The organism is Williamsia sp. z34 (assembly GCF_059553395.1).
In genome coordinates this window covers 111,356-132,739 of record NZ_JCANWW010000008.1, presented here as the reverse complement: position 1 = coordinate 132,739, position 21,384 = coordinate 111,356, and the positions used below count along the sequence as shown (strand labels likewise).

The following is a 21,384-nucleotide window of genomic DNA, read 5'->3' as shown; positions in this document are numbered from 1 at the left end:
TCGGTCGACGATGAACATCTGACCGGGGGGCAATGTTGTCTGAAATCAAGCGCCGCACGTTCTTGGCCGGGGCCGCCGCGGCCGGGGTGATGGCGGCGAGTTCGACGGTTGCACAAGCGAAGTCGGTACCGGTCTCACGCACACCTGTCGCCCGGACACCGGTCACCCGCGAGGACCACCGGGTGATCGTGATCGGCTCCGGCTTCGGTGGCGGCGTGGCCGCGCTCCGGTTGGCCGAAGCCGGCGTACCGGTGACCATCCTCGAGCGGGGTCGCCGGTGGGCAACCGGTCCGAACTCCAACACGTTTCCCCTCGCCACGGCCCCGGACAAGCGGATCCTCTGGCACAAGGGCGCACCGCAACTGTTCGGCAAGCCCGCCGTCTTCGAGCCGTACACCGGGCTGATCGAAGCGATCATCGGCCAGAACATGACCGCCCTGTGCGCAGCCGGGGTCGGCGGCGGATCCCTTGTCTACCAAGGAATGACACTGCAGCCGGACGAGTCCGTCTTCAATGCCAACTTCCCCGAGGCCCTCGACTGGAAGACGATGGACCGGGTGCATTACCCGCGCGTGGCACAGATGCTCAAGCTCCAGGTCGCACCTGATGAGCTGATCGCCACCCCCAACTACCAGGCCCCCAGGATGTTTGCCGAGAGCGCACGACGGGCCGGGTTCCCGGTATCGAAGATCCCGATGCCCATCGACTGGAACTACGCACTCGACGAGCTGCGCGGCAAGATGAGGCCCTCCTATACCAACGGTGATGGCGCACTCGGTGTCAACAACGGTGGCAAACACTCGGTGGACGTCACCTACGTCGCCGCGGCCGAAGCGACCGGCCGCGCCACCGTCCACACGCTGCACGAGGTGACCGACGTCGAACGGACGAACGACGGCCGGTGGCGGGTGCACGTCGAACGGACCGACACCAGCGGCACCGTCCTGGAGAACAAGATCCTCACCACCAACGCACTGGTGATGGCGGCGGGCAGCATGAACACCACCAACCTGCTGATGCGGGCGGCCGGCAAGGGCGCGATCGGAGACATGCCCGACGGCCTGGGCGGCAACTGGGGCACCAACGCGGACCGCATCTATCTATGGACCAACCCGGGCTCCGGTTTCGGCACACCACAGGGCGGTCCGGTCGTCTATGGCAGCCGCAACTGGAACGACCCGAAATCCGCGTTCACCATCATCCAGGCGTCCATCCCCAGCATCGGCATCGATGCCCGCAGCACGATGATGGTCGGATTCGGGGTCAGCGCCGACCGCGGCCGCTTCGCCTACGACGCCGCGATCGACAACGCGACGCTGCACTGGCCCATCGACGGCGATTCAGAGATCCAGAAGGGCCACATCGGTCCCGCTGTCCACAAGATCGCCGGCACCGCGACCCTGACCACGGACACCAACCTCACCTTCCCGTCCACCTGGCATCCACTCGGGGGCGCGAGCATGGGTTCGGTGTGCGACCTCCAGGGACGCGTCCAGGGACAGCGGGGGCTCTATGTGCTGGACGGCGCGTTGATGCCGGGCAACTCCGCGGCGTGCAACCCGTCGATGACCATCGCCGCGGTCGCCGAGCGCGCAATGGACCACCTCGTCCGCGAGGACGTCGGAACGATCATCTGAGCGACCGAGTGACCGGCCGGACCGACGTGTTCCCACCGCTCTGTATCGGCAGACCTGCACACCCGTGCCAAACCCGGTTGAACGAGTTTCGGGACATAACTGCAGGTCAGCGGCTCGGGACAAAATAATTTGCCCCCAATTTGTCCCTGGGACTATCCGTTTGGGGAAATCCGTGCAACACTATGTACCAGGGACGTGTTAATGCGTTCTGCAGGAAAAAAGAGAGAAGTACTTTAATATGGCACAGGGAACTGTGAAATGGTTCAACGGCGAAAAAGGCTTCGGCTTCATCGCCCCCGACGGCGGTTCAGATGACGTCTTCGTTCATTACTCCGAGATCCAGGGCGGCGGCTTCCGCACCCTCGAGGAGAACCAGCGAGTCGAGTTCGAAATCGGCCAGGGCGCCAAGGGCCCCCAGGCTACCGGAGTGACCGCGATCTAAGATCGTCAGACTTCAAAAAAGTGGGTTGACCAGCGAGAAATCGCGGGTCGCCCACTTTTTTGCTTGTAACCCGTTCGGTAGGGACACTACCGACCAACTCCTCATGGCTCCTCCACGTGGCGATTGCCGTGGACACGTCCGGCGCAAGCCGACACCGCAAGTGACTGGCGCACCAGGATCGAGCTCTCTGAACCAGTGAATGATCGATCCGCGCGCCCGAGTGCGCTCTCGATCGGTCAGCGCGTCAGGACCATCTCGTGCGTCTGCACGAGATCCTGTGAACCTCCGGGACCCGTCTTTGCATGCTCGATGAGAACCGACGCGGTGTCGCCCTTCAGTCGCAATACCATCACGCCGTTGTCGAACCACGGTCCCGCATCGACCTGCCAGGTGATCGCGTGATCCCCGAGTCCGGCCCGGCGCGCGAGAAAGTGCATGAACTTGACCACGGGCCGTCGGATCGCGAGCCGATTCACCGCTCGGATCGGTAAGTCGAGCGGGTTCCGGAACGGTGACATCGTCAGCTGGTACAACGCCGTGCTGCTGTTTGCGCCGCTGTCCGTCAACTCGGCCTGGGCAACGTACGAGCAGTGCACGTCGCCGGAAAGCCACAGAATGCTCGCCGGGGCTTGTGGCCGGCGCACCAGGTCGCCGACGAGGGTCACCATCTGCTCGAACGAATTGCCGAACGCAGCCCAATGCTCGAGATCGAGTGCCAAGCGCAGCTTCTCCCCCACCTTCGCCCACCGGCGACCCCAAGCACCTTGCGCGACAGCCTCATTCCACTGTTCGAGCTGGTGAAGCGCCGGCAGCATCAGATACGGAAGCGACGTCCCGAAGACGATATGCCGCGCATCGGTGGCCAGAGCCTGCTCGCACAGCCAGGCCCATTCGAGATCGTCGAGCATTGCTCGCCGCTCCGGGGTGAGATCTCGCGAGCAGCGCGAGTCGATCATGATGATCCGGGTGTTGCCCAGATCCCGGACGTAACTCCAGCGGGCCGACGCCGGCTCGCGGTCGGCCCGGAGCGCGAAGTCCGACAAGAGCTTTTCCCGTTCCTCTGCGCTGACCGCTGACCGCACTGCGAGGTAGAGCTCGTCCGTCGCCAGTTCGTTCGGCGACAGGTTACCCAGGTGCTGGTAGATCCAGTACGAGGAGAAGGCGCCCACGACGCGTCGGTGCCACCAGGGTTTCTGCTCCATTTCCGTTCGCCAGTCCAACGACGAGTTCCAGTCGTCGCGAAGGTCGTGGTCGTCGAGGATCATGCAGCTCGGAATGGTGGCCATCAACCCGGTGACCTGTTCTGCGCCCCACGATTCGCGGTAAAGCCACGTGTACTCCTCGAAGTCGCAGATCTCTTCGTAGACCTCCTCACCCAGTTCCGGGTCTTTTTCCGTTTCCCGGCGCTCCCGGAGCCTTGCCTTGATCTCGGGTGAGGGGTCGTCGGCATAGACCTGGTCTCCGAGCAACAGGAGCAGTTGCGGCCACAGCTCCGCATCCTGGTCTTTCACCTGGGCGGCCAGCCCGGCAAGTCCATCGGCGCCGATCGCCTTGATCCGATCGTCGTCGTAGGTATCACCTCGACGACACGAACCGAAGGCGACAGTCAGGGAGTCGTCCCGCGCTGCGGTCCTCAGCGTCCCCTCGGCACAGATCACCGGAGTCACCTCCGAATCCGGATCGCCGGTCGGCGTCAGCGTCACCGTGTAGTCGATGAGGCTGCCGGACGGAAGTCCGACCAGTTGCACGATCGCAAAGTGATGCCCGTGCACCGACCAGGTGTTCTCAGCGCCGATCTGGCCGGTGGACGTTCGGACTTCCGCGTTGCACGCGTCATCGGTTTCCACCCAGATCGTGGCTCTCGTGGTGTCGACATAACGAAGGATCGGTCCGAGGACGAGCCCCGGCAGTCTCATGCTCATCGGTCCCACAGTTACACCGATTCGCCGATTCCGCACGTTTCCGTGGTCATTGACCTGTCGAACGCGCCACCGCGCTGCCGATCGGCGATTCTCCCCGGGGCCTGCGGACCGCCCGACCCATCAGTAGAATCCAGCGTGGACGGCGCCATGGCGTTCAGTCGCGGCCCGTCCGACGATTCCGTAGCGGGATAGGGGCGTTCACGATGACGAGTCCACACGATCCGCGGCCTGCGACGGTCAACATGACCGATCACCCCTACCTGTCCGGCTTCTTTGCCCCGCAACGCAAAGAAGTCGATGTCTCCGCGCTGACCGTGGACGGTGACCTGCCGGCCGATCTGATCGGCAGCTATCTCCGCAATGGGCCCAACCCACGATTCGATCCGATCGGCAGTTACCTGTATCCGATCGATGGTGACGCGATGGTCCATCAGATCGAATTCGACGGGACGACGGTGTCGTACCGGAACCGTTTCGTCCGGACACCGGCTGTCGTATCGGAGGAAGAGGTCGGTCACGCCCTGTGGTCCGGACTCTTCGATCCGTACGTCCCTACCGAAGACGATCTGGACGGGGCCGAGAACACCGGTCGCGATCTGCCCGACATCAACGTCGTCAAACACGGGGGCAGACTACTCGCGATGGCCGAGGCCGCACGGCCCTATGGCCTCGACCCCAGTGATCTGTCGACCCTGGGAGTCGAATCATGTGACGGCGCAATGCTCGCGGGCAGTACCGCGCACCCGAAAATCGATCCGGTGACCGGCGAGATGCTGCTGTTCAACTATGCGTTCGAGGCACCGTTTCTCACTTGGTCCGTGGTCGGTCCGGACGGAAAGTGTACGCGCCCACCGACTCCCATCAACGGAGTCGATGCCCCGATGATGATCCATGACATGGCACTGACCGAACGGTACGTCGTGATCTTCGTCTGCCCCCTGAAGTTCGACATCATCGCATCCTTCACCACCGGCGCCTCACCCCTGGAATGGCTTCCCGAACGAGGCACCCGGATCGCGCTGGTCCCCCGCGACGGCTCAGCCGTGAAGTGGGTCGACGCCGACCCGTTCTGGGTGTGGCATTTCGCCAATGCCTTCGACACCGAAAATGGCGAAGTGGCCGTCGATTACGTGCGATGGAACGAGCCGACCAACCTGGGTGTGGAAACCGGACCGGGCGTCGCCGCCATCACCCGCACCCGACTCGACCCCGTCAGTGGACGCGTGACGCATACGCCGCTCAGTGACTCGATGGTCGAGTTCCCCCGTGTTGATGACCGGTCGTTGACACACCCACACACCGCGATCGCCTCCGCCGGACAGTTACCCGGTGGACCGGCCGGTATCGAGACCCTGTTCTTCGACGACCTGACCACCGGCACGCAGACGTCCTGGGACTCGGGCACGGTCTGCGTCGGTGAACCCATCTTCCTGTCGGGTGCCGGCAACGATTACTGGGGCACCATCGGCACCGATCGGGAGACCATGACGTCGGCGTTCTACGTATTCCCCACCGACGATCCCGCATCGGGGCCCCTGTGCTCCGCGCGACTTCCGATCCGGGTCCCGGCCGGCCTGCATGGAGCCTGGGTTCAGGGTTCACCCGAGTAGGCGACCGATTCCGTATCCGTTCTCCATGGCACGATCGGGTGATCCAATAGCTTGTCGCGCCGGCGAGACCTGCAGAATGCGGCCGGCACCGGAGTGCTGGTACTTCTGGGCAGGGCGGCAGCCTGGCGTTTTGGACGACTCGAGCCAACCAATATCGTCGCGTGAGGCGAACGCTACTTCAGTTGCCATTTCACGGTCACCGAGAACCCGACGGTCTGCTGACCGGGTTCGAGCGGAACCGAACTGTCCAGCATCGTGCGCTGCTGCTCGGACGCCGACACTGCCTGCCCAGAGGTGGTCTCGTCGATCGTCAGCACGGCACCGAGATCGTCCCCCGACAGGTTTGCGTACTGCTGAGCGCGGCTCCGTGCGTCATTGAACGCTTCCTCTCGAGCATTGGCGACCAACTCGGAATCGTCGTCGATGACAAACGACACGTTGCTGATCCGGATGTCGTTGCCACCCGCCTCGGCTGCCACCTTGAGCACATCAGAACCCTTGGCCAGGTCGTGGATGTCCACCCGGATCGAGTTGGTCGCCCGGTAGCCCGAGATCTGGCTCGACCCACCGGGGCCGGGATTGGTCATATCGGGTGAGACCGTGACCTGTTGGGTCTGCACATCTTCGCGCGGCACACCGGCATTGACCACCGCGTCGGTTACCGCGGTGATCTGCGCGTTGGCCGCATTGATCGCAGTCGACACGTCGTCGCCGGTCGTCTCGACGCCGATATCGACCCGCAACGTGTCAGGTGCCCCCTTGACCTCACCGCTACCGACCACCGTCACCGAACGCTGGTTCGCCGGATCCGATGGGTTGTCCTCACCGCATGCGGCCAGGCCGAACACCAACACAGCCGAACCGGCCACGGCAAAGGCGATCCGACGCGGGCTCGGTGCATTCAGCACTCGCCGGCGGGCAGCTGATCGAGGTTCACTGGTATCCACGTCAGGACTGTATCGGGGATCCAGGCGCAGGCATCGACAACGCCGGGATCGGGTGCCTTGATCGTCGAACCCCGGCAGCCGGTCAGTCCTGCGACGGGCGCCATGCGCCCATTCCCAGGAATGTCATGACAATTTGTTTTTCCGTCCGCCGGATCAAGTCTTCTTCTTCGCGGGCATTGCGCGGATCGAGTTCGACGAGTTCCGCGACGGCGTGGAGCATCACGGTGACGATCAGGTCTCCGGCGATCTCGAGATCATCGGCCGGCCAGTGTGCCAACTCAGGAATCCTGGACAGATCGATGGCCAGCTCCCGCGAAAGCAGTTTGAGCTCGGTGTCGATGGCGCGCCGGACCTCGGTGCTCCCGCCATATTGCTCTCGCACGAGAAACCGGAACTGCGACTCGTTGGCGCGGGCCTGCCGGACCACGACGGCCAGGGAATCCTTCGCGGTGGGCACGGCCGTGCGGGCGGCTAGATCTCGTCGCCCGTCACGCAACATACGGCGCAGGGTCCGCATCGCGTCCTCGACCAGGGTCACGCCCACTTCGTCCATCGACGCGAAGTGGCGATAGAAAGCCGTCGGCACGATTCCGGCCCGCTTGGTCACCTCACGCAGACTGATCGACGAGAAACTGCGCTCACCCACCAACTCGAGAGTTTCGTCGAGCAGCGCCTGACGGGTCCGGCTCTTCTGCTCGGCGCGGGTTCGGGATACCTCGGCAACACGCTCGGCCGACGCGGAGCCATGCCGAGAACCACTGGCGATTCTCGAGCTGTGATGTTTCGAACTCCGCGACACGCAGCTGAGTGTACGTCCGTACACCGGAGACGTCTGCAACCCCGCATCCAAAACGTGGTGCCCGTTACACCTGAAACCCTTGACGGCGGGGGGCCCGGTGATGCAACACTGCTAGTGAACAGTCGTGCACTGAATGAAAGGACTCGACAATGTCGAGAACCATTTCCAGATTCCTCGGCCCTGTACTCGAAGCTGCCCTGACGCCCCACGCCGTCGATCGCTACCTGGAGTTGATCGACCCGCGCATCACCTGGAGCGACCTGCGCGCCGAGATCGTCGACGTACAACACCGCTCGCCACGATCGGTGACGCTGCTACTGCGCCCGACCCGGCAGTGGACCGGGTTCGAGGCAGGGCAATTTGTGCAGCTCAGCGCGGTGATCAACGGCGTTCGACACACCCGCTGCTACTCGCCCGCCAACAGCGCCACGACCGACGACCACATCGAACTGACACTCACCGCGCACGACGACGGACTCGTGTCCAAGCACCTACGCGAACACGCCCGCCCCGGCCAGGTCCTGGGACTCTCGCCCGCGACCGGATCCTTCACGCTGCCTGCCGAGCGGCCTGACCGGATGATCTTCGTCAGCGGGGGCAGCGGTATTACACCTGTGCTCTCAATGTTGCGCACACTTGTAGCCGAGAACTACCGCGGACACGTCGACTTCATCCACTACGCGCGCAACGCCGACGATCACCCGTACGCGCGCGAACTCGGGGCCATCGCTTCTGATCACCCCGAGTGGAACATTCGCACCCACTTCACCCGCCCGGCCGACGGATCGCCCGCCGAGCATTTTCGGGCTGAGCACCTACCCGGCGCCCACCGAGCCGATACGCCGATCTTTCTCTGCGGCCCATCCGCCCTGCACGACAGCGTGCGTGATCACCTCACGGACATCGGTGCGGTCGACAATCTGCACATCGAACAGTTCGTGCTGGTCACACCGGCCGACGACGATGCCCCCGCACACGGACAGCTCAGCTTTGCTGCCAGCGGCAAGACCGCACCCAACACCGGTGCGTCCATCCTCGAACAGGCAGAAAAGGCCGGGCTGCAACCAGAGTTCGGCTGCCGGATGGGCATCTGCTTCTCATGCACCGCGGTCAAGCGCTCCGGTCTGACCAAGAACATCCTCACCGGCGACACCGACGCCGAATCCGATGAGCACATCCAGCTCTGCATAAGCAAACCGGTCGGCGACTGCGTCATCGAGATCTGACACCCAGATTGCCCGGCATCCCAAGCTCCCCCACACCCCGAGTTTCCGACACCTCTGTAGGAGTCACCATGACAAACAAAGAACTCGTCCTCACCCACGACCAAGTCGAAGAACTCGGCCAAGAACTCGACGCACTGCGTGCGCGGGTGGTCGCCGACCTCGGCGAGGCCGACCGTGAGTACATCTATTCGATCATCAAAACGCAGCGCACCCTCGAGGTCGCCGGCCGCGCACTGATGTACTTCCCGTTCATCCCGCCGGCCTGGCTCGCCGGAGTCGGGGCATTGAGTGTCTCGAAGATCCTGGACAACATGGAGATCGGCCACAACGTCATGCACGGCCAGTACGACTGGATGCGTGAGCCGGGCCTGAACTCCCGCGAGTTCGAATGGGACACAGTCTGTCCGGCAGATCAGTGGCGACACAGCCACAACTACATGCACCACACCTTCACCAATATCGTGGGCCAGGACCGCGACATCGGCTACGGCATCCTCCGTATGGACCGCGACCAGAAGTGGAACCCCTACTACCTGGGCAATCTCGCCTGGGCGAGCGCACTGATGGTGCTGTTCGAGTGGGGCGTGATGCTGCATGATCTCGAGACCGAGAACCTGTTGGCCGGCAAACGCAAGTGGACCGACGTCAAGGGTCTGGTGAAGGGCATGTGGCGCAAGGCGAGCCGACAGGTCCTCAAGGACTACGTCGTCTTCCCCGCGCTCACCGGACCGTTCTTTGTCAGCACACTGGTCGGCAACGCCGGCGCCAACCTGGCCCGCAACCTGTGGACGTTCTCCATCATCTTCTGCGGCCACTTCCCTTCGGGTGTCCAGACTTTCAGCAAGGAAGAGACCCAGGACGAGACCCGCGGTCAGTGGTACCTGCGACAGATGCTCGGTTCGGCCAACATCACCGGCACCCCGTTGTTCCACATCATGAGCGGCAACCTGTCCCACCAGATCGAGCACCACCTGTTCCCCGACATCCCGGCCAACCGCTACCCGCAGATCGCCGGTGAGGTCCGCGAACTCTGCGAGCGCTACGGATTGCCTTACAACACCGGCAGTTTCAGTCATCAGATCGGATCGACGTGGCGGAAGATCGCCCGGCTCTCGCTGCCCAACTCATGGGTGGCCGATGACGCAGAGTTCAGTGTTAAGGTCGAATCCAAAGTTGCTGCCTAACGCCGAATCTTCTGACAAAATGGGACGATTCCGGCATCGACACGGAAGGCCCTCATGGTCTCGCAATTCGAACGCAACAAGGATATCGCCCAGGAATTGATCGAACAGACCACTCACCGGGTCGGTCGGATCGCGTCCATCATCACCGGAGCAGTCATCGACGTCACCAGGGAGGTCGGCGACCTGATCAGCGACGGCATCGAGATGCGCGAGGCATCCAAGCGCGCCCGCCTCGACGATGCGGAACGCACAGACGGTCCGAGCGCCTGAATGACCGCGCCGGTCTACCAGCGGCGCAACCTGGCGATGGCGATTCTCGCCTTCGCGATGTTCATGGATCTCATGGACGTGACGATCGTCAACGTGGCGATCCCATCCATCCGCGGCGACCTCGGCGCCACCCCGGCGCAGATCGAATGGCTGGTCGGCGGCTATGTCCTGGCCTTCGCCGCCGTGCTGATCACGGCCGGTCGCCTCGGTGACCGTTATGGCAGGCAAAAGGTCTTCCTCGTCGGAATCGTCGGCTTCACCCTGGCCTCGGTCCTGGCGTCCACCGCGCAGACCGGTGGCGTCCTGGTGGCATCGCGGGTGCTGCAGGGCTTCTTTGCCGGGCTGATGGTTCCGCAGGTACTGGCCAACGTGCAGGTCCTCTACCGACCAAAGGAGCGCGCGCCGGTCTTTGCGATCCTGGGCACCATCACCGCGATGGCGGCGGTGATCGGTCCGGTCCTGGGCGGCTGGCTGGTCACCGACAACCCGTTGGGTGGGCAGTGGCGGGCGATCTTCTTCATCAACGTTCCGATCGGCATCATCATCGCGGTCGCCGGCTGGTTCCTGATCCCCGACACCAAGTCCGAGAAGGTCACCAACCTCGACCTCCTCGGGGTGGTACTCGCCGTCGGTGGCGTCCTACTGCTCGTCTATCCCCTGGTGGAGGGACGGCAGTTGGGCTGGCCGACCTGGTCGTTTGTGCTGATGGCGTTGTCGCCGGTGGCGTTGATCGCGTTCGTGTTCCAGCAGCGACGGCGAACCGTCGAAGGCAGCGCACTGATCCCGCTGCGCCTGTTCGCCAGCCGCGGCTTCGTCGGGGGTTCGGCCATCCAGTTCCTGTTCCAGGGCTCGATCACGTCGTTCTTCCTGATCCTGGCGCTCTACGTCCAGGTCGGGCTCGGCTTCGAGGCCATCACGGCCGGCGCGATGACGCTGCCCTTCAGCATCGGCGCCACTGTCGCAGCCGGCATCGGTGCCGCGCTGACCACCAGACTCGGACGTAATCTGCCGCTGATCGGTGGTCTCATGATGAGCGCCGGCACCGCCTGGACCATTGTGGTGATCCGCGACGCCGACGCAGCCTTCTCGAGTTGGGACACCGTCTTCCCGATGGCCCTGGCCGGTCTCGGTCTGACGATCATGCTGGTACCGCTGCTAGATATCGCCCTGTCGACCGTGGACGTGTCCGATTCCGGTGCCGCGTCGGGCACCTTGAACACCTTTGCCCAGATCGGCGGCGCCGTGGGTGTGGCCGTCACCGGCGTGCTCTTCTTCGGCGAGGCCGGTCGCTACACGCAACCGGAGTTGCTGCACGCGTTCACGATCGCCGCCTGGGTGCCGATCTGCGGTTATGCCCTGTGTGCAGCGGCCAGCTTCCTGTTGCCCGGGCTCAGTGCCGTCCGAAAACACGCAGAAAATCAGGAACGCCTCGCCGAACTGGAAGAATCCAGCCCCGCCTAACCCGAAAGTGTGCCCTTTTGGCGAATAAACTCCCAGGTCAGCACCGCCAAAAGGGCACATCATCGGGGGGCCGGTAGCCTGGGCCGGTGCTGACTTTTCCGAATCCCGTCAACGAGTACGCCGCGCGGTCGACGGCGGGCTTGGTCGTCGTACTCGCCGTGGTGGCGATCGTGGTCAACAATCCCGTCGTGTACGCGCTGCTGGCGATCGGGTTCGCGCTGCGGGTGGCCTCGGGCCCCACGCTCTCACCGTTCGGACAACTCTCCGTGCGGGTCATCGCACCGCACCTGATCAAGAAGACGAAGCTGGTCCCCGGTCCGCCGAAGCGTTTCGCTCAGACCATCGGACTCGTCTTCAGTGGGTCGGCGTTGATCCTGTCGCTACTCGGCCTCGGAGTGGCGGCCCAGATCGTGACCGGACTGCTCGTGGTTGCCGCACTCCTGGAATCGGTCCTCGGTTTCTGCCTGGGCTGCACCGTCTTCGGCTTCCTCCAGCGGGCCGGCGTGATCCCGCAGAGCGTCTGCGAGGCCTGCAACAACATCTCGCTGCGCACGCCCGTCAGCCAGTAACCCCCCACCCACAGCCGGCAAGCGGGTCACTGCGCGGTCGGGTCCGCAGCTGCACCTCGCACGGATTCGTGCAGGACGCGCGCCATGCGGATGAAGTCCTGCCGTTCAGCCGGGGCCAACGGCGCCAGGATCTTTCCTTCCGCGCGTTGAATCGACGACTGGGCCCGATCCCGAAGCTGCTGCCCCTCCGCGCTCAGGGCCACCAGACGGACGCGACGGTCGGCCGGATCGGGTCGGCGAGTGATCATCCCCCTGCCCTGCAGGTTGTCCAAGATCGGGATCAGCCGCGATTTGTCTGCGCCGATGGCACTTGCCAGCGCCTGCTGGGTCCGGACCGGACCGTCCCCGAGCTCGAGCAGCACGGAATATGCCCACATGGTGAGGTCGTTCTCGGCCAAGATCGGTTCCTCGACCTCGATCAGCGCGCGGACCACCGGAAACAACATCGCTGCCAGATCTGGACGCGGTTGCTCAGTCATGTACCCAAGCTATCCTCTCGAGGCTATTCATAAGCAGTGTGCATACGATATGCTCATGCGTATGGATTCCTTACTCACCTCACACACCCAAGCCGTACAACTCACCATCGACGCCGCGCGACTGATCACCCCCGACCAGCTGACGCGACAAACCCCCTGCGCCGAGTGGAATCTGGAGCAGCTCTTGGACCACATGACCGTGCAAAACAACGGTTTCGCAGCCGCTGCCGCCGGCAACGGTCACGACGACGCACTCTGGGCCACCGGAACACCGCGCGGCGATCCGGTCAGCGACTACCTGACGTCGGCCGCCGTGGTGACCGAGGCATTCACTCAGCCCGGCGTCGCCGATCGTCACTTCGCCCTGCCGGAGCTGTCGCGCGATCGGACCTTCATCGGTTCACAGGCGATCACCATGCACCTGGTCGATTGCTTCATCCACGCCTGGGACGTCGCCCGGACCGTCGGTCGTCACATCGAACCGGACCCGAATTTGACCGATCTCGCGCTACGAATCGCCGAGCAGATCCCAGATACCAACAGCCGCAGGCAATCCGGTTCCCCGTTCGGGCCACGGACCGGCCCCCCGGCCGACGCGACCGCGCTGGACCGGACGCTGGCACTACTGGGGCGCTCACCCCGGTGGCCGTCGACCTGAGCCCGCTTACCGGCCCCCGGCATCCACCTGCCTCAGGCACCAGCCTACGAACGTCGTCAGCCGACGTTGAACAGCGAAAGTGCAATCCCGTCGAGGATGTCATGTTCGGAGACAACGAGATCGGTGATACCGGTCCGCTCCCCGATCATCTCGGCGAGTTCGAGCGTCACCAGCGATCCACCCCCGATGACGTCGACGCGGCCCGGGTGCATCGGCCCGAGTACCGCCCGCTCCGCACGCGGCATTTGGACCAGACCCCAGCACACCTGCGACAACCGGTCGAAGCCGATTCGTGAGAGATGAATCCGCTCGGAGTCGTATTCCGGCAGCTCTGCGGCCAGGGCGGCCAGGGTGGTCATCGTTCCGGCCACACCCACAAACGTCTTTGCGCCGTCGATGTCGACATGCGAAAAGGCTTCGCCCAGAAGCGATTTGACGACCGAGATGGCATCGGCGATCTCGGCCTCGGTGGGCGGATCGCTGTGCAGGCAGCGTTCGGTCAGCCGGACACAACCGATGTTGGCCGAATACGCAGCGTGCACGCCATCGCTGTCACCCATGACGACCTCGGTCGAGCCACCACCGAGGTCCACAACCACGAACGGACCCTGCGCGGGGTCGAGGTCGCCCACCGCACCGGCAAAGCTCAACCGGGCCTCTTCGTCGCCCGAGATCACCTCGGCGACCGCACCCGGTACCACCGCGCCCAGAAGGTCACGCGTCATCGCAAAGAATTCGTCCCGGTTGACGGCGTCCCGGGTGGCCGAAGTGGCCACCATCCGAACCGCCCCGACACCGTGCGATTGCATGACGGTCACGTAGTCGGCCAGGGCGACGCGGGTGCGTTCGATCGCCTCGTCGGCGAATGCGCCGGTGGCGTCCACGCCCTGCCCGAGACGCACCACCCGCATCTCGCGATGCAGATCGATCAGTCCGTCGTTTCCTGCGGCAGCGACCAACAACCGGATCGAATTGGTGCCACAGTCAACTGCCGCGACAACCTCGGTCATGAATCCTCTTCGCGGGCAGGTAGTTCCGGCCAATCCGCCGGAATCGCACTGCCGCGCAGACCGGCCGCGGCAGCCAACGAGACCGCCTCGTCACCAAAAGGATTGAGGCCGGGGCCCTTTGCCAGAGAGTGGGCGATCAACACGTGCAGGCACTTGACGCGGTCCGGCATCCCGCCGCCGGTGAAGTCGGTACCCAACGATTCGATGGCGTCGCGTTCGGCCAGATACGACTCGTGAGCCCGGCGATACTGCGCCGCCAACTCCGGATCCTCGGCCAGCCGGGCCGTCATCTCCCGCATCACCCCGGCCGATTCCTGCCGACTCGCCTCGGCGGTCAGGCGCGGGTCGGTCAGGTAGTACAGGGTGGGAAACGGTGTGCCATCGGGCAGGCGCGGAGCGGTCTTGACGACCGCCGGCCGACCGTCGGGAGTGCGGTAGCTCACCTCGAGCACCCCGCGCGGCACCCGCCCGAGCTGCTTGGCGATGACGTCGAGATCATCTTGGGAGACCTGCTGATTGGATTCTGGGTTACTCATTTTTTCTCGGGCACAGATACGGACTCCCACAGGTTGGTGTACCAGGGGTTCTGTGCCTGCTTCTCCGCCTCACGCTCTTCGTCCGTCTTGCCCGGTGGTTCCGGGTACTGCATCACCAAGGGCTTCTCCCCTGGCATCACAAACTGCAATCGCTCGCGCGCCTGCGCCTCGATATAGGCCGGGTCACTCTGCTCGGCGACCTTCTCTTCATAGTCCCGAACCTCTTGCTCGAGTTGCACAGTGCTTGCCCGCAACTCGTCGAACTCGGTCTGCTGTGAAAAGTACGTCCGCATCGGCACCGCCAGCGACAACGCCAGCAGACTCAGGACCGCGGCGAGTACCACCGCGCGCTTCGGATTGATCGCCTCCCACCGCGACGACAACGCTGCCGCGGTCCGCGGCAACGTCATCGTCGGTGAGGCGGACGCTCGCGATGTCGCACGGGCCCGGGTAGGGCCGGGGCCGCCGCGACTGCGCGACCCCGACCGAGCCGGTCCATGCGCACCGTCCGCCTGCCCACGGCCGCGCTCACGCCGGGATCCGTCTGGCGATCCCGTTCGGCGACTTCGTCTTTCGGCCATGGTTTAGGCGTCCATCAACTTTCGGTGCGGCTCAGCCCTCGAAGGAGAACCGCGGGAAGGCGAGATCGCCGGCATAGCGGGCTGCGTCTCCGAGGCCCTCTTCGATGCGGAGCAACTGGTTGTACTTGGCAACGCGCTCGCTGCGAGCCGGTGCGCCGGTCTTGATCTGTCCACAACCACACGCCACTGCCAGATCGGCGATGGTCGTGTCCTCGGTTTCACCCGAACGGTGGCTCATCATCGTCTTGTAGCCGCTGTTGTGTGCCAGCGCCACGGCGTCGAGGGTCTCGGTCAGTGTGCCGATCTGGTTGACCTTCACCAGGAGTGCGTTGGCCGCACCGCGGTTGATGCCGTCTTCCAGACGCTCGGGGTTGGTGACGAACAGGTCGTCGCCGACCAGCTGGACCTTGTCGCCGATGGCCTCGGTGAGCGCGATCCATCCATCCCAGTCATCCTCGGACAGCGGATCCTCGATGGAGACCAACGGGAACTCGGTGAGCAGTTCGGCATAGAACTCGGCCATCTGCGCTGCCGTACGGATGCTTCCCTCGAAGGCGTAACCCTTGCCCTCGGTGTGGAACTCGGTGGCGGCGACGTCGAGCGCGAGCGCAACGTCGGTACCCAGCTTGAGACCGGTGTTACCGATGGCCTCACTGATCAGCTCCAACGCCGCACGGGTCCCGGCGATGTCCGGCGCGAAGCCGCCCTCGTCACCGAGACCGGTCGACAAGCCCTTGGACTTCAGGACGGACCGCAGCGAGTGGTACACCTCGGCGCCCCACCGCAGGGACTCCTTGAACGTCGGCGCCCCGATGGGCGCGACCATGAATTCCTGGACGTCGACACCGGTGTCCGCGTGCGCGCCGCCGTTGACGATGTTCATCATCGGGACGGGCAGGATGTGCGCGTTGGGTCCGCCCACGTAACGGAACAACGGGAGTCCGGCCGACTCGGCAGCACCCTTGGCCACGGCCAGGGAGACACCGAGCAGTGCGTTGGCACCGAGGCGGGACTTGTCGGGGGTTCCGTCGAGGTCGAGCAGGGCCTGATCGACCAGTCGCTGATCGTCGGCCTCGATACCGATCACGGCAGGCGCGATCTCACCGAGGACGGCCTCCACGGCCTTCAGAACACCCTTGCCGCCGTAGCGATCGCCACCGTCGCGGAGTTCCACTGCTTCGTGCTCACCGGTCGAGGCGCCCGAGGGCACCGCCGCGCGGGTAAATGTTCCGTCGTCCAGAACAACTTCGACCTCGACTGTCGGGTTACCCCGCGAGTCCAGAATTTCGCGGGCTCCGACCTGATCGATGCTGGCCACGGCTCATCTCCTTCAGATGTTGATCACTGCACGTTCACGCCCGCACCGAGAAGGTGGCGCGTATCGCCTTAGAGCCTAATGCCCAACGCGGCCAGATAACGATTGCCGCACCGACGTCGATGCAGATGCGATCTGCACAGAAAATCTCAGTACGCGACGTTCACCGAGTAGGCGTTGGCATGGTCGCGGACGTCGAGGACGTACTGCATCGAGTTGTTGTAGACCTTGACCGCCTTCTCCCAGCCCTCGGGGGTGGTCAGGTCGCCACCGGAGACGCAGAGGTAGCGAGCCGCGGACAGCGCGGCGTCATCGATGTTGTCCACATCCACCACACCGTCACCGTTGGCGTCGACGCCGAAGCGTTCCCAGGTCGCCGGGATGAACTGGAACGGACCCATCGCCCGGTCGAGCACATCGTCGCCGTCGAGTAGTCCGCCGTCGGTGTCGGTGATCTTGGCGTTGCCCGCCGTCCCGTCGAGCGGGACACCCCGGATCTCCGGCGAGACGTCGCCGCTGGCAGCGATCTGTGCCCCGCGATACTGACCGTGTTTGCTCTCCACCCCGGCGATCCCGGCGAGCGTTGTCCAGGTGATACCGCATTCGGGGTGTTGCTGCCGCTGGATCTCCGCCGCATTGGCGTACGCCTCGAGGGCGACGAGCGGGATCCGGCTCTCCTCGGAGATCGGGGTCGCCCACTCACGCACCAGCTCGGCGGTGCGGCCGGGCGCATTGATGTCGAAGTAGGGCACGGGCGCCCCCGGGTTGGGCGGGATGCCCTCCGGGATCACCACGTCCGGCTTGGACGGAAGATCGAGGCATCCGGCGGTCGCCGCCATCACACCCACGGCGACACCCACGACCGCCAACCGCCGGCTCATCGTTCGCCGATCACTTCGCGGCTCTCGCCGACGCCCACGCACCACCGTCATCCTCACTTCGTCACCATCGACCCACCACTTCGAGTGGGGTCACCATTCCACTGTGCCCGACCACGCCGCGCTTGCCCGGTACCGAATCGCCGAACAACACACCGAGCCTGGGTGAGCTTTGTCCGATTTGCCCGAATGCCCAGGTCGCAGCGGGTGAGGGCACAAAGTCCCCAACATGTCCCAACTCCACAATTACCCCTCGGAGTTCCCCGGATTCCGTTGTACAGTCGCGTCTTAGGCAACCCGACCCTAACCAGGCTCGAAGACAGAGGGAGCACAGTTGTACGTCGCTGACGGCGGTTCGGCACCCTCGGTGGCGACCCAGTTGTTCGGGAGCGGGCTCATCGGTCTTCGCGAGGGACTCGAGGCCGGGATCGTCGTGATGATCCTGGTCGCGTTCCTGGTCAAATCGGACCGGCGGGACGCCCTCAAGTGGGTGTGGCTCGGCGTGGGTTCCGCGATCGTGATGGTGCTGACCATCTTCGCCGTCATCCACTACGGCACGTCGACCGTGACCGGCCTGACCGCGGAAGCCATCGCCGGCGTCACCTCGTTGGCAGCGGTGGCGATCGTGACCTTCATGGTGCTGTGGATGCGCACGGCAGCGGCGTCCATCTCCGGCGAGCTCAAGGAATCGATGGCCCGCGCCCTGGAGGTCGGCGCGGGCGCGGTGGTGCTGTTGTCGTTCCTCGCCGTGGGACGAGAAGGTGTCGAGACCGCACTGCTGATGGTCGGGTACGCCGAGAACACCTCGGGCAGCAACTGGCCGCTGGTCGGGCTCGTGCTCGGAGTCGTCATCGCCGTCATCGTCACGGTGCTCCTGTATCACGGTGCGGTCCGGATCAACTTTCAGAAGTTCTTCACCTACACCGGAGCGTTTCTGGTGGTGGTCGCCGCGGGGATGCTGGCGTACGCGATCCGGGCACTGCAGACCGTGGGATGGCTGCCCGGGCTGTCGAACACCGCCTTCGATGTCACCGCACAGTACGACCAATCATCCTGGTACGGAACCGTTCTGGCCGGCGTCTTCAACTTCCGGCCCGATCCGACGGTGCTCCAGGTCCTCGGCTGGGCCGCCTATCTCCTGATCGTGATGACCTTCTTCCTCTGGCCCCGTAAACCGGCGCCGGCCAGACCGCAACAGACACCCGTCACCGCCTGATCCCCCACCTTGAGAAAGGCTCCACCTCCACATGAACCCCACCCGATCCGCCAAGGCGGTCGCGTTGCTGTGCGCGGCGGTCATCGGCCCGCTCGCCCTGGCTGCCTGTACCGACAAGACCGAGGCCTCCGAAGGCGATATCGCCGTCACCTCGACCGATTCGAGCTGCGATCTCGCCACCACGGATGCCGCGACGGGGAACGTGTCGTTCAATGTCACGAACAACGGCAACAAGATCACCGAGTTCTATGTGTACGGCAACAACAATCGCGTCCTCGGCGAGGTCGAGAACATCGGGCCGGGTCTGACCGGCAAGCTGACGGTCGAGATCGTGGAGCCGGGCACCTATCAGACAGCCTGCAAGCCCGGTATGGTCGGAACCGGTATCCGTGAAGAGCTGAACGTGACCGGTGAGACCAAGGAGAAGGCGAAGATTCCGGCCGATGTCGAACAGGCCAAGGCCTCCTATCTCGACTACGTCCGCGGGCAGGTCAACGGTTTCGCTGATCAAACCGCCGTGTTCGTCGCGGCGGTCAAGGCCGGTGACCTCGACGCCGCTCGGGCGCAGTTCGGTCAGACGCGTACCTTCTACGAACGCATCGAACCGGTTGCCGAATCGTTCCCCGACCTCGATCCCGCGATCGACATGCGCTGGGACGACACCGAAGACGGCGCCGCCCCGTTCACCGGGTTCCATCGCATCGAACGCTTCCTGTGGGCACCGCAGACCAGCGACATCGGCGAGAACCCCGGTGACGTGAGCCAGGCCGACTACGACAATGCGCTGGCGACCGACAACAAGGCCGAAGCCGACAAGGCGGCCGACGAGTTACTGGCAAACGTCAACGCGCTCAAGGCCGAAGTCGACAAACCCGACTTCGTCTTCGAGACCGGTTCGTTCGTCAAGGGCCCGCAGGCACTGATCGATGAGGTCGCGGCCACCAAGGTCGGCGGCGAGGAGGACCGCTACAGCCACACCGACCTGTGGGACTTCGCCGCCAACGTCGACGGATCCGAAACACTCATCGCAGCGATGCAACCCATCATCGCGGCCAAGAACCCCGAACTGATGGACAAGATCACCGCACAGTTCGCGGCCGTGCGCGCATCCATCGAGGAGTATCAGACGGCGGACGGGTATCAGTCCTACGACCAGGTCCCCGAAGAGGCCCGCAAGGCGTTCTCCGATCAGATCGACGCACTCTCGCAGTCGCTGTCGCTGGTGCCCGGGTTGGTGATGACGCAATAGTGACCGAACCAGAGGGCACCGCACCCACCCCGGACCAGCCGAGCGAGCGCACCGGCGTCAGCCGTCGCGCGGTGCTCGGTGCCGCCGGGGTGGGTGCGGCCGCCGTGGCAGCGGCCGGCGGTCTCGCCGTCGGCCGCGCCACCGCATCCGAACCGAGCGCCGACCCGGCCGATCACATCGTCCCGTTCTACGGATCACGCCAGGCCGGCATCGTCACCGAGGCCCAGGACCGACTGCACTTCGCGGCGTTCGACGTGATCACCGACAACCGCGACGAGCTGGTCGACATGCTCAAACGGTGGACGGCGGCCGCCGAGCGCATGACCAGGGGTCTGGACACCGTCGAGGATGGCGCGCTCGGGATGGGCGATTACACCCCGCCGGCCGACACCGGTGAGGCCCTGGGCCTGACGGCGTCGTCGCTGACGATCACCATCGGATTCGGGCCCGGGCTGTTCGGTCCCAGCGCCGCGAACCCGACCGGCTCAGACCGTTTCGGTATCGCCGAACGCAAGCCGGCTGCGCTCACCGACCTTCCGGCGTTTGTCGCCGATGCCATCGAGCGTTCGCGCAGCTTCGGCGACATCGGCGTACAGGCCTGCTCCGACGACCCCCAGGTCGCCGTCCACGCCATCCGCAATCTGGCCCGGATGGGGTTCGGGGTGGTCAGTGTGCGCTGGTCCCAGCTGGGGTTCGGACGCACGTCGTCCACCACCACATCGCAGGCCACACCGCGAAACATGTTCGGGTTCAAGGACGGAACCGCGAACATCAAGGCCGATGACACCGAGGCGCTCGACACACACGTCTGGGTTGGCGCCGGCGACAACCCGCCGGCCGCCCAGTGGATGACCGGTGGTTCATATCTGGTGGCCCGGCGGATCCGGATGGACATCGAACCCTGGGACCGGGCGATGTTGCTCGAACAAGAACAGATCGTCGGACGTTTCAAGGGCAACGGCGCACCACTGGGAAAGGTCGACGAGTTCGACGAGATGGACTTCAACATCGGCGACGGCGCCGGACCACTCGTCCCTCGCAATGCCCATGTGCGCCTGGCCCATCCGGACAATCTCGGTGGGGTGCGAATCCTGCGTCGCGGCTACAACTTCACCGACGGTTCCGACGGGTTCGGACACCTCGATGCCGGCCTGTTCTTCATCGCGTACTGCCGGGACGCCCACACCCAGTTCGTCCCGATGCAGCGGGCCTTGGCCTCCAAAGATGCGATGATGGAATACCTGATGCACACCGGGACGGCCCTGTTCGCCTGCCCCCCAGGCCTATCCGAGGGTCAATACTGGGGCCAGCACCTCTTCGAATGAACGCCCCCACACCCCGATAGTGTGCCCTTTTGGCGGTGCCCACCTGGGCTTTTGTTCGCCAAAAGGGCAC

At 64.6% G+C, this 21,384-nt stretch carries 21 protein-coding genes; 12 read left to right on the top strand and 9 right to left on the bottom strand.

Annotated features, from left to right (window positions below; genetic code table 11):
* Nucleotides 1-35 precede the first annotated feature (35 nt).
* Nucleotides 36-1,637, top strand: a complete 1,602-nt coding sequence (locus AC51GT_RS19780; RefSeq protein ID WP_496329961.1) for a GMC oxidoreductase — start codon at nucleotides 36-38, stop codon at nucleotides 1,635-1,637.
* Between the two features lie 238 nt (nucleotides 1,638-1,875).
* Nucleotides 1,876-2,079: a cold-shock protein gene (locus AC51GT_RS19775; RefSeq protein ID WP_020108824.1), complete on the top strand. Its 204-nt coding sequence runs from the start codon at nucleotides 1,876-1,878 to the stop codon at nucleotides 2,077-2,079.
* A gap of 236 nt (nucleotides 2,080-2,315) precedes the next feature.
* Here AC51GT_RS19775 and AC51GT_RS19770 read toward each other — a convergent pair whose 3' ends face one another.
* Nucleotides 2,316-4,001, bottom strand: coding sequence for a DUF7800 domain-containing protein (locus AC51GT_RS19770; protein WP_496329887.1), 1,686 nt, complete (start codon nucleotides 3,999-4,001; stop codon nucleotides 2,316-2,318).
* Nucleotides 4,002-4,204: 203 nt separating this feature from the next.
* On the opposite strand from AC51GT_RS19770, the gene AC51GT_RS19765 reads away from it, so the two are divergent.
* Nucleotides 4,205-5,611, top strand: a complete 1,407-nt coding sequence (locus AC51GT_RS19765; RefSeq protein WP_496329886.1) for a carotenoid oxygenase family protein — start codon at nucleotides 4,205-4,207, stop codon at nucleotides 5,609-5,611.
* A 173-nt stretch (nucleotides 5,612-5,784) separates the two neighbouring features.
* On the opposite strand, the gene AC51GT_RS19760 is transcribed toward AC51GT_RS19765, so the two are convergent.
* Nucleotides 5,785-6,558: an SIMPL domain-containing protein gene (locus AC51GT_RS19760; protein ID WP_496329885.1), complete on the bottom strand. Its 774-nt coding sequence runs from the start codon at nucleotides 6,556-6,558 to the stop codon at nucleotides 5,785-5,787.
* A gap of 82 nt (nucleotides 6,559-6,640) precedes the next feature.
* The gene (locus AC51GT_RS19755) at nucleotides 6,641-7,324 is read right to left on the bottom strand and encodes a TetR family transcriptional regulator (RefSeq protein ID WP_496327198.1); all 684 of its coding nucleotides are present in this window, start codon (nucleotides 7,322-7,324) and stop codon (nucleotides 6,641-6,643) included.
* Between the two features lie 182 nt (nucleotides 7,325-7,506).
* Between AC51GT_RS19755 and AC51GT_RS19750 the strand changes: the two genes are divergently transcribed.
* From AC51GT_RS19750 to AC51GT_RS19730, 5 genes are all read left to right on the top strand, one after another.
* A complete protein-coding gene (locus AC51GT_RS19750) occupies nucleotides 7,507-8,583 on the top strand; it encodes a ferredoxin reductase (RefSeq protein ID WP_496329884.1) in 1,077 nt (358 codons plus the stop codon).
* Nucleotides 8,584-8,651: 68 nt separating this feature from the next.
* The gene (locus AC51GT_RS19745) at nucleotides 8,652-9,767 is read left to right on the top strand and encodes a fatty acid desaturase family protein (protein ID WP_496329883.1); all 1,116 of its coding nucleotides are present in this window, start codon (nucleotides 8,652-8,654) and stop codon (nucleotides 9,765-9,767) included.
* A 54-nt stretch (nucleotides 9,768-9,821) separates the two neighbouring features.
* Nucleotides 9,822-10,037, top strand: a complete 216-nt coding sequence (locus AC51GT_RS19740; protein ID WP_496327190.1) for a hypothetical protein — start codon at nucleotides 9,822-9,824, stop codon at nucleotides 10,035-10,037.
* On the top strand, nucleotides 10,038-11,498 hold the full coding sequence (locus AC51GT_RS19735) for a DHA2 family efflux MFS transporter permease subunit (RefSeq protein ID WP_496329882.1): 1,461 nt from the start codon (nucleotides 10,038-10,040) through the stop codon (nucleotides 11,496-11,498).
* A gap of 86 nt (nucleotides 11,499-11,584) precedes the next feature.
* Nucleotides 11,585-12,067, top strand: a complete 483-nt coding sequence (locus tag AC51GT_RS19730; RefSeq protein WP_496329881.1) for a DUF4395 domain-containing protein — start codon at nucleotides 11,585-11,587, stop codon at nucleotides 12,065-12,067.
* A gap of 26 nt (nucleotides 12,068-12,093) precedes the next feature.
* On the opposite strand, the gene AC51GT_RS19725 is transcribed toward AC51GT_RS19730, so the two are convergent.
* Nucleotides 12,094-12,546: a MarR family winged helix-turn-helix transcriptional regulator gene (locus AC51GT_RS19725; protein ID WP_496329880.1), complete on the bottom strand. Its 453-nt coding sequence runs from the start codon at nucleotides 12,544-12,546 to the stop codon at nucleotides 12,094-12,096.
* A 61-nt stretch (nucleotides 12,547-12,607) separates the two neighbouring features.
* Between AC51GT_RS19725 and AC51GT_RS19720 the strand changes: the two genes are divergently transcribed.
* The gene (locus AC51GT_RS19720; protein WP_496329879.1) at nucleotides 12,608-13,204 is read left to right on the top strand and encodes a TIGR03086 family metal-binding protein; all 597 of its coding nucleotides are present in this window, start codon (nucleotides 12,608-12,610) and stop codon (nucleotides 13,202-13,204) included.
* Nucleotides 13,205-13,260: 56 nt separating this feature from the next.
* Here AC51GT_RS19720 and AC51GT_RS19715 read toward each other — a convergent pair whose 3' ends face one another.
* The 5 genes from AC51GT_RS19715 to AC51GT_RS19695 all read right to left on the bottom strand — a co-directional run bounded on the left by AC51GT_RS19715 (nucleotide 13,261) and on the right by AC51GT_RS19695 (nucleotide 17,527).
* Complete coding sequence (locus AC51GT_RS19715; protein WP_496329878.1) at nucleotides 13,261-14,214, bottom strand: Ppx/GppA phosphatase family protein; 954 nt, start codon at nucleotides 14,212-14,214, stop codon at nucleotides 13,261-13,263.
* Nucleotides 14,211-14,750 carry a DUF501 domain-containing protein gene (locus tag AC51GT_RS19710; RefSeq protein ID WP_496326748.1) on the bottom strand — a complete coding sequence of 180 codons (540 nt, stop codon included), beginning with the start codon at nucleotides 14,748-14,750 and terminating at the stop codon, nucleotides 14,211-14,213. Before AC51GT_RS19710 ends, AC51GT_RS19715 begins: the two co-directional genes overlap by 4 nt.
* The gene (locus AC51GT_RS19705) at nucleotides 14,747-15,160 is read right to left on the bottom strand and encodes an FtsB family cell division protein (protein WP_496326747.1); all 414 of its coding nucleotides are present in this window, start codon (nucleotides 15,158-15,160) and stop codon (nucleotides 14,747-14,749) included. Before AC51GT_RS19705 ends, AC51GT_RS19710 begins: the two co-directional genes overlap by 4 nt.
* A 202-nt stretch (nucleotides 15,161-15,362) precedes the next feature.
* Nucleotides 15,363-16,649 (bottom strand): phosphopyruvate hydratase, encoded by a 1,287-nt coding sequence (gene eno / locus AC51GT_RS19700; protein WP_496326746.1) that lies wholly within the window; start codon nucleotides 16,647-16,649, stop codon nucleotides 15,363-15,365.
* A 146-nt stretch (nucleotides 16,650-16,795) separates the two neighbouring features.
* Nucleotides 16,796-17,527: a lytic transglycosylase domain-containing protein gene (locus AC51GT_RS19695; protein WP_496326745.1), complete on the bottom strand. Its 732-nt coding sequence runs from the start codon at nucleotides 17,525-17,527 to the stop codon at nucleotides 16,796-16,798.
* 331 nt (nucleotides 17,528-17,858) lie between these two features.
* Between AC51GT_RS19695 and efeU the strand changes: the two genes are divergently transcribed.
* From efeU to efeB, 3 genes are read left to right on the top strand one after another with little or no spacing between them, the layout of a single operon-like run.
* The gene (gene efeU / locus AC51GT_RS19690) at nucleotides 17,859-18,740 is read left to right on the top strand and encodes an iron uptake transporter permease EfeU (protein WP_496329877.1); all 882 of its coding nucleotides are present in this window, start codon (nucleotides 17,859-17,861) and stop codon (nucleotides 18,738-18,740) included.
* A gap of 31 nt (nucleotides 18,741-18,771) precedes the next feature.
* Nucleotides 18,772-19,989, top strand: coding sequence for an iron uptake system protein EfeO (efeO, locus tag AC51GT_RS19685; protein ID WP_496329876.1), 1,218 nt, complete (start codon nucleotides 18,772-18,774; stop codon nucleotides 19,987-19,989).
* The gene (gene efeB / locus AC51GT_RS19680) at nucleotides 19,989-21,314 is read left to right on the top strand and encodes an iron uptake transporter deferrochelatase/peroxidase subunit (protein ID WP_496329875.1); all 1,326 of its coding nucleotides are present in this window, start codon (nucleotides 19,989-19,991) and stop codon (nucleotides 21,312-21,314) included. The genes efeO and efeB overlap by 1 nt, the downstream gene beginning before the upstream one ends.
* The last annotated feature ends 70 nt before the right edge of the window (nucleotides 21,315-21,384 follow it).